Here is an 11,566-nt window from a genome sequence, read left to right as displayed (position 1 = left end):
CGAGGCCCGGCTGGCCGCCCGCGAGGCCGCGGCGAGCGCGCCGACCGAGGCGCCGCCCCGGCCGCGCAGGACGCCCGGGCAGACACCGAGGCCGACACCCGAGCCGGCGCCCAAGACACAGCCGAAGAAGCAGCCCAAGCCGTCGGCCGAGCGTTCCGCCGGCCGGTCGCGGTCGGTGGCGGCGCAGCGTGCCTACGCCCGCAGGGCCCAGCGCGAGGGGCGCCGTCCCGACCCGATCGAGCACGACGAGGACCGCACCGCGGGGCGCGCGTCGTTCGTCATCCTGATCATCGTGCTGCTGACGGTCGGCGTGGCGGCGACGCTGTGGCTGTCCACCCAGGCCATCGCCGACTCCTACCGGCTGGACAAGGCCAAGACCACCGCCGACGAGCTCGCCGAGCGGGCCGACAAGCTGCAGCGCGAGGTCACCAACGCGGAGTCGGCGTCCACGCTCGCCGAGCGGGCGAAGGCGATGGGCATGGTCCCGGGCGGCGACCCGGCCCGGCTCGTGGTGCAGTCGGACGGCCGGGTGGTCGTCGTCGGCGAGCCCAAGGCCGCCGAGAAGCCGAAGCCACCCGCGCCGCCGTCCACCTCGCCGTCCACCCCGCCACCGGCCGGGCACGACGACGCGCCTGCCGGCCAGCGGGACCCGCAGGGTCAGGCCGCGAACGCCCCGGGGGCCGGCTGATGCCGCCACCGTCGGGCCAGCCTCCCCACGGTGGCCCGCCCGAACGGGGCTGGCCGTCCGTACCAGGCCGCCGCTCGACCCCCGGCCCGCTGGGTTCGCCCCGGTCCGGCGGTTCGGCCGGCGGCTCGGCTTCTGGCGGCACCCGGCGGACCGGCGGTACCGCGGGTTCGGGTGGCACGCGCCGCTCCGGCGGCGCGAACGGCGGTTCGGCGGGTGGTGCCTCGGGCTCCGGTCGGTCCGGCGGGCGCCGTGCCGGCGGTTCGGCGGGTGGTTCGGCGGGTGGTGCCGCGGGTTCCGGCGGCGCCGGGCGTGCCGATGGTCCGCGGCGAGCCGGTGGTTCTTCCGGCGTGCCGCGCGGGGGCCGGTCGTCGTTCGGCGCCGCTCGGGACGGTGTTCCCCGGGCGGCTGACCTCCCACCGCGAGGGGGCCGCTCGTCGTACGGCAACGCGGGCGGCGGAGGTGCCTCGGGCAGTGCCGGGCGAGGCGGGCCTCGGGGCGGCGCGCAAGGCTCGTCGGGCGGCTGGCCGCGTGGTGCGGCTCCGGGGGGCGGCCCGTCGGGCGGTGGTGCCCGGGGGCGTTCCTGGTTCGGGGGGTCGCGCGCGTCCAGGGAGGAGCTGCCGCCCTGGCGGGAGGCCCTTCGGCGCAAGGCGGCCGACCGGGAGGCCCGCGACGCCTACGAGCCCGCGCGCCGCGGGGCACCGCGGCGGGAGGCACCGGCCCGCAAGGCGGTGCCGCGCGGTGCCGGCGGCCGGCAGCGCCGGGCCAGCTCGCGGCGCAGCGCGCCCGCGCCCCGGCACAGCTCGGCCGCGGTGGCGCCGCGCAGGCGGGCGTCGACAGGGCCGAGGCGGCTGGTGCGCAAGCCCACCGGCAACCACCACATCCGCGTCGTCTCGGTGCGGTTCCTGCTCATCGCGGCGCTCGTCGCGGCGGGGCTCAAGCTCGTCCAGGTGCAAGGGTTCGAGGCCGAGGCGCTCGCCGCCAAGGCCGAGCAGCAGCGCACCACCGAGATCGACATCCCGGCCACCCGTGGGTCCATTGTGGACCGCAAAGGCGTGCAGCTGGCGTTCAGCGTGGAGTCCCGGGCGCTGGCGTTCCAGCCGAGGCTGGTGCGCAAGGAGATCGCCAAGTACAACAAGGACAACCCGACGGCGCCGATCAGCTTCGACGAGCGCACCGAGGAGATCGCCCGGGCGCTGCGCGAGCGGCTCGGTGACCGGGTGTCCGAGGCGGACCTGCTGGAGAAGCTGCGCCGGGACAAGGGATACGTCCCCCTGGTGGACAACGTCGAGCCCGCGGTGGCGCGGGAGATCCAGGAGGACTTCCCGGAGATCATCGCCGAGTACCGCGCGGTGCGCGAGTACCCCGGCAAGTCGCTCGCGTCCAACGTCGTCGGCGTCGCCAACTGGCGCAAGGACGACCCGGACGTCCAGAAGCACAACCTGCACGGCCTGTCCGGCCTGGAGAGCCTGCTCGACAACGACCTCTCCGGCACCCCGGGCCGTCAGGTGGCGGACACCCTGGAGGGCAGCAAGAGCGTCGTCATCCCCGGCACCGAGCGCGAGATGCAGCCGGCCACCGACGGTTCGGACATCGAGCTGACCATCGACGCCGACCTGCAGTACTACCTGCAGCAGGCGCTCGCCGCCTACGTGGCCAAGAGCCAGGCCAAGGGCGGCAGCGCGGTGGTCCTCGACGCGCGCACCGGCGAGGTCTACGCGCTGGCCAACGACAAGAGCTTCGACCCGACCGACCCCAAGGGCTTCGACACCAAGGAGATGGGCAACCCCGCGGTGTCGACGCCGTACGAGCCCGGGTCGGTGAACAAGGTCGTCACCGCGCTGTGCACCATCCAGGAGGGCGTCTCCGAACCGGACGACGTGCACCAGGTCCCGGACTCGATCCGGGTCGCCGACCGGACCATCGGCGACGCGTGGGACCACGGGACGCTGCCGTTCACCACCACCGGCATCTTCGCGAAGTCGTCCAACGTCGGCACGCTGATGCTGGCCGAGGGCTGCGGGCCGGACAGGTTCTCCACCTTGCTGCGCGACCTCGGCCTCGGGCAGAAGACCGGCGTCGGCCTGCCCGGTGAGAGCCCGGGCCGGGTGCCGCCGCGCGGGCAGTGGTCCGGCAGCACGTTCGGCAACCTGCCGATCGGGCAGGGCCTGTCGATGACCGTGCTGCAGATGGCCGCGATGTACCAGACGGTCGCCAACGACGGGGTCCGCGTGCCGCCGCGGATCGTCAGCGCGCGGATCGGCCCGGACGGCACCCGGGTGGCCGAGCCGCGGCCGAAGGGCGTCCGGGTGGTCAGCGCCGAGACCGCGCGCACCGTGCGGGACATGTTCCGCGCCGTCGTGCAGGACGGCGAAGGCCTCAACGACGGCACCGGCAAGCCCGCCGCGCTGACCGGCTACCAGGTCGCCGGCAAGACCGGCACCGCCCAGCAGATCGACCCGGCCACCGGCAGCTACTCGAACTCGAAGTACTGGATCACGTTCGCGGGCATCCTGCCGGCCGACGACCCGCGGTTCGTCGTGGGCATCATGCTCGACCGGCCCAACTACTCGGGCGGGCCGCCGGAGGGCCGCTCGGCCGCTCCGCTCTTCCACGACGTCGCCTCCTACCTGGCCCAGACGTACAACGTCCCGCTCTCGAAGACGGCCAGCCCGGTGGTCCCGCTCATCGCCGAGTAGTCGGTGCCGCGCAATAGTCTTGGGCCATGCGTGTGCTGCGAACTCCCGACGACCGGTTCACCGCACTGCCCGACTTCCCGTACGAGCCGGCCTACGCCGAGCTCGACGGGGTGCGGATGGCCTATGTCGAGGCCGGGCCGGCGGCCGGGCCGGTCGTGCTGTTGCTGCACGGGGAGCCGAGCTGGTCGTTCCTGTACCGGCACGTGCTGCGGGTGCTCGCCGGTGCGGGGATCCGCGCCGTGGCACCGGATCTGGTCGGGTTCGGCCGCTCGGACAAGCCGGCCGAGGTCGCCGACCACACCTTCGCCCGGCACGTCGAGTGGGTGCGCGCGCTCGTGCTCGACGCCCTGGACCTGCGAGACGTCACGGTCGTCGGGCAGGACTGGGGCGGGCTGCTCGGTCTGCGCCTCGCCGCCGAGCATCCGGACCGGGTCGCCGGGATCGTCGCGGCCAACACAGGCCTGCCCACCGGCGAGTCCGGCATGCCGGAGGTGTGGTGGAGCTTCCGCCGCGCGGTGGAGAGCGCGCCGACGCTGGACATCGGCCGGTTCGTCCAGGCCGGCTGCCGCTCGACGCTCCCGGCCGAGGTCCGCGCCGCCTACGACGCGCCGTTCCCGGACGAGTCGTTCAAGGCCGCGCCGCGCGCCATGCCCGGTCTCGTGCCGGTGAGCCTCGACGACCCGGCGTCGGCGGCCAACCGCGCGGCATGGGAGGTGCTGCGCCGGTGGGACAAGCCGTTCCTCACCGCGTTCGGCGACAGCGACCCGATCACCGGCCCGATGGCGCCCGTCTTGCGCGAGCGCATCCCCGGTGCGCGGGGCCAGGACCACCGGACCCTCACCGCCGCGGGGCACTTCCTGCAGGAGGACGCGGGGGAGCGGCTGGGCGAGATCGTGGCCGGCTTCGTGCGGGGCCTCCCGTGACGGCCTGGTTCGGCGAGGACGATCTTCGCGAGGCGGCCGGCGAGTCGTCATACCAGCGCGGGCGGGACTACGTCGGCGCGGTGGAGGACGTGCAACCGACCGCGCTCGGGGTGCGGGCCGTGGTGCGCGGGTCGGCCACCTACGAGGTGTGGCTCGGCCGGGACGGTGGCCGGGTGGTGGGGGAGTGCGGCTGCCCGTTCGGCGCGGACGGCAACTTCTGCAAGCACTGTGTCGCGGTCGGGCTGGTGCTGCTCGCCGGCGAGCCGGCTCGGGCGGCGGAGGTCGACCTCGGCGCGTACCTGCGCACGCTGGACCAGGGCGAGCTCGTCGGGCTGGTGCTGGAGCAGGCCGAGCGCGACCCGGCGCTGTACCGGAAGCTGACCCTGCGCGCGGCCGGTGGGACGCCGCCGGTAGCGGTGCTGCGCCGGCAGCTCGACGAGGCGCTGCGGGCGCGCGGCTACCTCGACCACCAGGCCACCCTCGACTACGCCCGGCGCGCCCGCGACATGCTCGCCACCATCGCCGAGCTCGTCGGGTCCGGGCACGCGGCCGAGGCGCGGCCGCTGGCCCGGTCGGCCGTCGAGGCCATCACCGCCGAGATGGCCACGATGGACGACTCGACCGGCGCGGTCGTGGGCGTCTGCCGGCGGGCCTTCTCCTTGTACGCGAAGGCATGCGCGGCCGCGCGGCCCAACCAGGACAAGCTCGCCGGGTGGATCTTCCGGCTCAAGCTCGACGGGCCCGGGTGGCCCACGCTCGAGCTGGCCGACTTCGTCGAGACCCTGGGCGCGAGCGGCATGGACACCTACCGGGCACTGGTGCGCGGCGCGTGGCAGGAGGCGCGCCCGGACAAGGTCGCCGTCGTGCGGGCCATGCGCGAGCAGCTGGCCACTGTGGACGGTGACCTCGACGCGCGGGTCGACATCCTGGCCGAGAACGTGCCGAACCCGAAGGCGTTCCTGGACATCGCGACGCTGCTGCGCGACGCCGGGGAGCTCGCCGGCGCCATCCGCTGGGCCGAGCGCGGCGTCGAGGAGACCGGCGACCCGCGCGTCGCCGACGTGCTGGTCCGGTCCTATGTGGACGCCGGGCGCCCCGCGGACGCCGTGGCCCTGCGGACCGCGGCCCTGCTCGCGGCGCCCGCCCGACCGGCGTACGCGAACCTGCGGGCAACCGCGGAGCTGTGCGGGGACTGGCCGGCGGCGCGCGAGGCGGCCCTGGACGTCCTGCGTGCGGCGGCCGAGGCCGGCGCGTGCGCCGACGAGCTCGTGGGCGCGCTCCTGGACGACGGCGAGCCGGCCCAGGCCTGGCAGGCCGCGGAGAAGCACGGCTGCGGCGACCGCGCGTGGCTGGAGGTGGCCCGGACCCGTGGCGCCGCGCACCCGGCCGAGGTACTGGCGGGCTGGCGCGATGCCGTCCGCCGCTGCCTGCGGCGATCGGGCCGGGACGCGCACCGCGAGGCCGGCATCCTGCTGGAGGAGCTGCGTGACCTGTCCGCGGGCTGCGCCGAGGAGGAGTCGTTCCACGCCCTGGTGGCGGAGATCAGGACCCGGTACCAGCGCCGCCCGACCCTGCTGGCCGAGCTGAGCCGCAGGGGCCTCTAGCCCGACAAGCGCCTGACGAGCAGCTGACCTGCGGCGATCCCGCCGGTGGCGGCCGGCGCCCTGAACGCGTCGTCGGGGACGTCGAGCGTCTCGAGCGCGTCGTTCAGCGCGTGCGTCGCCTGGTCGCGAACGGATGTCGATGCCGCGCCGTGACCGGCAAAGGCAGGCGGCGCGGGGTCGGGGTCGGACATACTTGCCACGGTGAGCATCCAACCGTCCGGCAGCTTCCCACCAGCGCCGTCCCGGCGCGGCGACGACGGGTCGCTCGCGAGCCCACTGGGCCGCGCGGCCTCCCTGATGGTCGCCTTCCTCGCGCTGCTGTGGGTCATCGAGCTGATCAACGCCGCCACCGGGCGGGGCCTCGTCCGGGCCGGCGGGGTCCGGCCGCGCGACTTCGGCAGCCTCGTCGACATCGTCACCTCGCCGTTCCTGCACGGGAACATCGAGCACCTCGCCGGCAACGCGTTGCCGCTGTTCAGCCTCGGTTTCATCGCCGCGGTGCCGAACATCAGGAAGTTCCTCTGGATGACCGTCATCGTGATCGTCGTGGGCGGGTTCGGGGTCTGGCTGTTCTCGCCGGAGAACACGATCTCGGTCGGCGCCAGCGGCGTCGTGTTCGGGTACTTCGGGTACCTGTTGCTGCGTGGCTTCGTCGACCGCCGGCCGGTGGACGTCGTGGTCTCGATCGGCATCGCGCTCGCCTACGCCTACCCGATGTGGAACTCGATCGGCTTCGGCGTCGCCAACATCTCCTGGCAGGGCCACATCTGCGGGCTCGTCGCCGGCATGCTCGCCGCGGTCGCCCTCCGCCAGAAGCGGCCCAAGCCGGCGACCACCGACACCCTGCCGGGGCTGCCCGCGGCGGAGTAGTACCGGGCATCGACACGGCCGTGAGCACCAGGGTGTCCTTGATCGCCCTCCGTGCGCAGGTAACCTTCCGCGACGTGCCCGCCAAGCTCGTTGGCAAGGCCGTCACGGCACCGCCTCGCCCCACCAGGACCACACCCGTCCCGCTCACCACATTGGTGGCACGGGCGGACGCGCGTCTCGTCGCCGGCCCTGGTGCCGACCCCGGGACCGTCCAGGACCTCGCGACCACCGGCGCTACGCTGCGTGCACAGCACGTGCTTCCCGGTGACCTGTTCGCCGCGCTGCCCGGTGCCCGCGTGCACGGCGCCGACTTCGCCGACGCGGCCATCGCGGCCGGCGCGGTCGCGGTGCTCACCGACGAGGCGGGTGCGGCCCGGCCGGCGATCCGGGCGGGGATCGAGCGGGCCGGCATCCCGGTGCTCGTCCACGACGACCCGCGCGGCGTGCTCGGCTCGGTGGCCGCCTGGATCTACGGCGAGCCGTCGCTGCACCTGGCCGTCCTCGGCGTCACCGGCACCTCCGGCAAGACGACCACCACCTACATGATCGACGCGGGCCTGCGCGCCGCCGGCCTGCGCACCGGGCTGGTCGGCACCGTCGAGACCCGGATCGACGGCGAGCGGCTCGCGAGCGCGTTCACCACGCCCGAGGCGCCCGACCTGCAGGCGCTGTTCGCGGTGATGGTCGAGCGCGGCGTCACCCACGTGCCGATGGAGGTCTCCAGCCACGCGCTCGCGCTCGGCCGGGCCAACGGCACCCGGTTCGCGGTCGGCGCGTTCACCAACCTCTCCCAGGACCACCTGGACTTCCACCCGGACATGGAGAACTACTTCCAGGCCAAGGCGATGCTGTTCGACGGCCGCTCGACCACCGAGGTCGTGTGCGTCGACGGCGAGTGGAGCAAGCGGCTGGTCACCCCGCACACGATCACGGTCGCCGCGGAGCACGTGCCGGCGGGGTCGGCCGACTGGACCGCCACCGGCATCCGCACCTCCCGCTCGGGCGAGCAGTCGTTCACGGTGCACGGTCCGGACGGGCTGCGGCTGGCCGTCACGCTGCCGATGCCGGGCAGCTTCAACGTCGCCAACGCGCTGCTCGCCGCGGCCTGCCTGCGCACCGCGGGCGTGGCGCCGGCCGACATCGCCGCGGGCCTGTCGACCGTCGAGGTCCCGGGCCGGATGGAGCGGGTCGCGCTCGGCCAGGACTTCACCGCGGTCGTCGACTACGCGCACAAGCCGGCCGCGGTGGCGCTCGCGCTGGACGCGATGCGCGGGCGCACCGACGGCCGGGTGATCGTGGTGCTCGGCTGCGGCGGCGACCGCGACGAGGGCAAGCGCCCGCTGATGGGCGAGGCCGCCGCGCGGCGCAGCGACCTGCTGATCGTCACCGACGACAACCCGCGCAGCGAGGACCCCGCCGCGATCCGCGCCGCGACCCTGGCCGGCGCGCTCGCGGTGCCGGCGGCCGAGCGCGGCGAGATCATCGAGGTCGGCGATCGGCGCGGCGCCATCGGCACGGCCGTGGCCCGTGCCGAGCCGGGTGACGTGGTCGTCATCGCCGGCAAGGGCCACGAGACCGGCCAGGAGATCACCGGCGTGGTCCACCCGTTCTCCGACCACGACGAGATGCGCGCCGCGATCTGGGCCCTGCTCGAGAAGGGGACCGGATGATCCCGCCGACCGCGCCGAAACCGTCGGTGCCCTCGCGTAGCGTTGAAATCGGGGGCCCCCCGCCCCGATTGAACGGGCCGTTCAATCGGGACCGTGCGGTGGTGCGGCGATGATCCCCCTCACTCTTTCCGAGGTCGCGGAGGCGACCGGCGGTCGGCTGCACAACTCCGACGGCAGCGAGCTGGTCACCGGCTCGGTCGAGTTCGACTCCCGGCAGGTCGGCCCCGGTGGCCTCTTCGTCGCGCTGCCCGGGGACCGGGTCGACGGGCACGACTTCGCGGCCACCGCCGTCGAGCGAGGGGCGGTCGGCGTCCTCGCGGCCCGGCCGGTCAACGCGCCCGCGGTCGTCGTGCCGCCGGTCACCGACGCGCACGTCCGCTCGGTCGCCCTCACCGGCGACTCCGACGGATCCGGCGCCGCGGTCCTCGCCGGCCTCGCCCGGCTCGCCCGCGACGTGGTCGACCGGCTCGCGCCGCGCGGGCTCACCGTCGTGGGCGTCACCGGGTCGTCCGGCAAGACCTCCACCAAAGACCTCATCGCCCAGGTGCTCGAGCCGACGGGCGCCACGGTCGCCCCGCCCGGCTCGTTCAACAACGAGCTCGGCCACCCGTGGACCGTCCTGCGCGCCGACGCCGACACCAGGCATCTGGTTCTCGAGCTCTCCGCGCGCGGCCCCGGCCACATCAGGGCACTCTGCGAGACCGCCCCGCCGCGCATCGGCGTCGTGCTCAACGTCGGTACCGCGCACCTCGGCGAGTTCGGCTCCCAGGAGGACATCGCCGCCACCAAGGGCGAGCTGGCCGAGTCACTGCCCGCGGCGGAACGCGGCGGCGTCGCGATCCTCAACGCCGACGACCCGCTCGTCCGCGCGATGGCCGAACGGACCACGGCGCGGGTCGTGCTGGTCGGCGAGAGCGAGGACGCCCAGGTCCGCGCCGCCGACGTCGAGCTCGACGACCACGCCAGGGCCACCTTCACCCTCGTCACCCCGCGAGGCACGCGGACGGTGACGCTCGGCCTGCACGGCGGCCATCACGTCGGCAACGCGCTCGCCGCCGCGGCCGTCGGGCTGGAGCTGGGCGCGGGCCTCGACGCGATCGCCGAGCGGCTGCGGGGGGCGCGGCGGCTGTCGGCCCGGCGTATGGAGGTCAGCACCCGGGCGGACGACGTCACCGTGGTGAACGACGCCTACAACGCCAACCCCGAGTCCGTCGGCGCCGCGCTGCGCACGCTGGCGCGGATGGCGGGCAGCGAGGAGGGCCGCGGGAGACGCCGCACCTGGGCGGTGCTCGGCGTGATGGGGGAGCTGGGCGACTCCGGCGCGGAGGCACACGAGCAGATCGGCCGGCTCGCGATGCGCCTGCACATCGACCGGCTGGTCGCGGTGGACGAGCAGGCGGGCGGCATCCAGCACGGCGCCCGCCTCGAGGGAACCACCGGCGCCACACCATCGAGCCGGAGTGGATATTGGGAGGAGCCGGTGCTGGTGCCGGATGTCGAAGCCGCCGTCGCGTTGCTGAACGCGGAGCTGCGGCCAGGTGACGTGGTTCTGGTGAAGGCCTCCAAGGTGGCCGCCCTCTGGCGGGTGGCGGACGCGATCCTGGGGGCACGCGCGTGATCGGCATCCTGATCGCGGCCGCGATCGCGCTCATCGTCTCCATCCTGTTCACCCCGTACCTCATCCGGGTGTTCTCCCGGCATGGCTTCGGCCAGGAGATCCGCGAGGAGGGCCCGGAGGGGCACAAGTCCAAGCGCGGCACCCCGACCATGGGCGGCGTCGCGATCATCGTCGCGATGTGGGTCGGCTACCTCGTCGCGCACCTGTTCAACGCGATGTCCGACCCGGCGGGCGAGTCGCCGACCGTGTCGGGCCTGCTCGTCATGTTCCTGACCACCGGCCTTGGCCTGGTCGGATTCCTGGACGACTTCATCAAGATCCGCAAGCAGCGCAACCTCGGCCTGAACAAGACCGCGAAGATGGTCGGCCAGCTCGTCGTGGCCGTCGTGTTCGGCGTGTTCGCGATGAACTTCGCCGACGAGTACGGGTTCACCCCGGCCTCCATCCAGATGTCGTTCGTGCGCGACCTCGCGATCATCTCGTTCGGCACGGTCGGCTTCGTGGTGTTCTGCTACATCGCGGTGTCCGGCTGGTCCAACGCGGTGAACTTCACCGACGGCCTCGACGGCCTGGCCGGCGGCTCGTCGGCGATGGTGTTCGGCACCTACGTGGTCATCACGTTCTGGCAGTTCCGCTACAACTGCGGCGCCTCGGACCCGACGGTCGGCTGCTACGACGTGCGAGACCCACTCGACCTGGCGGTGGTCGCGGCCGCCGCGATGGGTGCCTGCATCGGCTTCCTGTGGTGGAACGCGGCGCCGGCGAGGATCTTCATGGGCGACACGGGCTCGCTCGCGCTCGGCGGCCTGGTCGCGGGCCTGTCCATCACCACCCGCACCGAGCTGCTGATGGTGATCGTCGGCGGGCTGTTCGTCGTGGAGATGCTGTCGGTGGTCATGCAGATCGCCGTGTTCCGAACATCGCGGCGGAGACTGTTCCGGATGGCACCGTTCCATCATCATTTCGAGCTCGCCGGGTGGGCGGAAACCACGGTGATCATCAGATTCTGGCTGCTGGCCGGGATCTGCGCGATGTTCGGCCTCGGCCTCTTCTACAGCGAGTGGCTCACGGCCTACGGGTCTTGAGTAAGCTCGCGACCGAATCAACGGCACAGGGCGCGCCAAGTCACGAGCCCGTGAATGGGCCGATGTCTTGTGAGTGGGCCGCCGGTGTCTGGACTGACGAGCAGCGGAGCGAGCGAGGGACGAGTGAGTGAGCAGCGCAGGAGGGAAGACACCGGGAACAGGCCCACGAACCAGCGAGCGGAGCGAGCCAATGCAACAGAGCAGGGTGCTGGTCGCCGGCGCCGGGGTGACCGGCCGGTCGGTGGCCGAGGCGCTGCTGGCCATGGGCGCGCACGTCACGGTCACCGACGCCGCGGCGGGCCGGCTCACCGACCTGCCGGCCGGCGCCGCGACGGTCGCCGGGCTCACCGAGCCGCCGGCGGGCACCGACCTGGTCGTCGCGAGCCCCGGCTGGCCGCCGACGAGCCCGCTG

At 74.0% G+C, this 11,566-nt stretch carries 10 protein-coding genes and 1 pseudogene; 9 read left to right on the top strand and 2 right to left on the bottom strand.

Translation table 11 applies throughout. From position 1 onward, the window contains the following. Positions 1-688, top strand: a 688-nt coding sequence (locus GEV28_RS39575; RefSeq protein WP_291419057.1) for a hypothetical protein, incomplete at its 5' end; no start/stop codon positions are given. Between the two features lie 673 nt (positions 689-1,361). Here GEV28_RS39575 and GEV28_RS39570 read toward each other — a convergent pair. Continuing rightward, positions 1,362-1,553 carry a hypothetical protein gene (locus tag GEV28_RS39570; protein WP_291419055.1) on the bottom strand — a complete coding sequence of 64 codons (192 nt, stop codon included), beginning with the start codon at positions 1,551-1,553 and terminating at the stop codon, positions 1,362-1,364. Between GEV28_RS39570 and GEV28_RS39565 the strand changes: the two genes are divergently transcribed. The 3 genes from GEV28_RS39565 to GEV28_RS39555 are packed head-to-tail and all read left to right on the top strand — an operon-like array spanning position 1,540 to position 5,911. Continuing rightward, positions 1,540-3,384 carry a penicillin-binding protein 2 gene (locus GEV28_RS39565; RefSeq protein ID WP_291419053.1) on the top strand — a complete coding sequence of 615 codons (1,845 nt, stop codon included), beginning with the start codon at positions 1,540-1,542 and terminating at the stop codon, positions 3,382-3,384. The two genes, GEV28_RS39570 and GEV28_RS39565, sit on opposite strands and share 14 nt — an antisense overlap. A 26-nt stretch (positions 3,385-3,410) precedes the next feature. Next, positions 3,411-4,307, top strand: a complete 897-nt coding sequence (locus GEV28_RS39560; RefSeq protein WP_291419051.1) for a haloalkane dehalogenase — start codon at positions 3,411-3,413, stop codon at positions 4,305-4,307. After that, entirely contained in the window at positions 4,304-5,911 is a 1,608-nt protein-coding gene (locus GEV28_RS39555) for a DUF6880 family protein (RefSeq protein ID WP_291419049.1), read from the top strand. Before GEV28_RS39560 ends, GEV28_RS39555 begins: the two co-directional genes overlap by 4 nt. On the opposite strand, the gene GEV28_RS39550 is transcribed toward GEV28_RS39555, so the two are convergent. Further along, positions 5,908-6,102 carry a hypothetical protein gene (locus GEV28_RS39550; RefSeq protein ID WP_291419047.1) on the bottom strand — a complete coding sequence of 65 codons (195 nt, stop codon included), beginning with the start codon at positions 6,100-6,102 and terminating at the stop codon, positions 5,908-5,910. The two genes, GEV28_RS39555 and GEV28_RS39550, sit on opposite strands and share 4 nt — an antisense overlap. A 10-nt stretch (positions 6,103-6,112) precedes the next feature. On the opposite strand from GEV28_RS39550, the gene GEV28_RS39545 reads away from it, so the two are divergent. The 5 genes and pseudogenes from GEV28_RS39545 to murD form a co-directional block, all read left to right on the top strand. Further along, a complete protein-coding gene (locus GEV28_RS39545) occupies positions 6,113-6,781 on the top strand; it encodes a rhomboid family intramembrane serine protease (protein ID WP_291419045.1) in 669 nt (222 codons plus the stop codon). Positions 6,782-6,855: 74 nt separating this feature from the next. Then, positions 6,856-8,451, top strand: coding sequence for a UDP-N-acetylmuramoyl-L-alanyl-D-glutamate--2,6-diaminopimelate ligase (locus GEV28_RS39540; protein WP_291419059.1), 1,596 nt, complete (start codon positions 6,856-6,858; stop codon positions 8,449-8,451). A gap of 109 nt (positions 8,452-8,560) precedes the next feature. After that, complete coding sequence (gene murF, locus GEV28_RS39535) at positions 8,561-10,069, top strand: UDP-N-acetylmuramoyl-tripeptide--D-alanyl-D-alanine ligase (RefSeq protein ID WP_291419043.1); 1,509 nt, start codon at positions 8,561-8,563, stop codon at positions 10,067-10,069. Beyond that, the gene (mraY, locus tag GEV28_RS39530; protein WP_291419040.1) at positions 10,066-11,154 is read left to right on the top strand and encodes a phospho-N-acetylmuramoyl-pentapeptide-transferase; all 1,089 of its coding nucleotides are present in this window, start codon (positions 10,066-10,068) and stop codon (positions 11,152-11,154) included. The genes murF and mraY overlap by 4 nt, the downstream gene beginning before the upstream one ends. Before the next feature lie 190 nt (positions 11,155-11,344). After that, positions 11,345-11,566: pseudogene (gene murD / locus GEV28_RS39525) on the top strand (UDP-N-acetylmuramoyl-L-alanine--D-glutamate ligase); the annotation flags it as partial.

The organism is Actinophytocola sp. (assembly GCF_009379765.1).
Classification (GTDB): domain Bacteria; phylum Actinomycetota; class Actinomycetes; order Mycobacteriales; family Pseudonocardiaceae; genus Actinophytocola.
Note: the sequence above shows the minus strand (reverse complement) of the source record. Positions and strands in the feature narration are given on the sequence as shown.

Bases quoted from the DNA above. Each gene is read 5' to 3' on its own strand.
- GEV28_RS39560 (WP_291419051.1), top strand. From the start codon at position 3,411: ATGCGTGTGCTGCGAACTCCCGACGACCGGTTCACCGCACTGCCCGAC.
- murF (WP_291419043.1), top strand. From the start codon at position 8,561: ATGATCCCCCTCACTCTTTCCGAGGTCGCGGAGGCGACCGGCGGTCGG.
- GEV28_RS39550 (WP_291419047.1), bottom strand. From the start codon at position 6,102: ATGTCCGACCCCGACCCCGCGCCGCCTGCCTTTGCCGGTCACGGCGCG.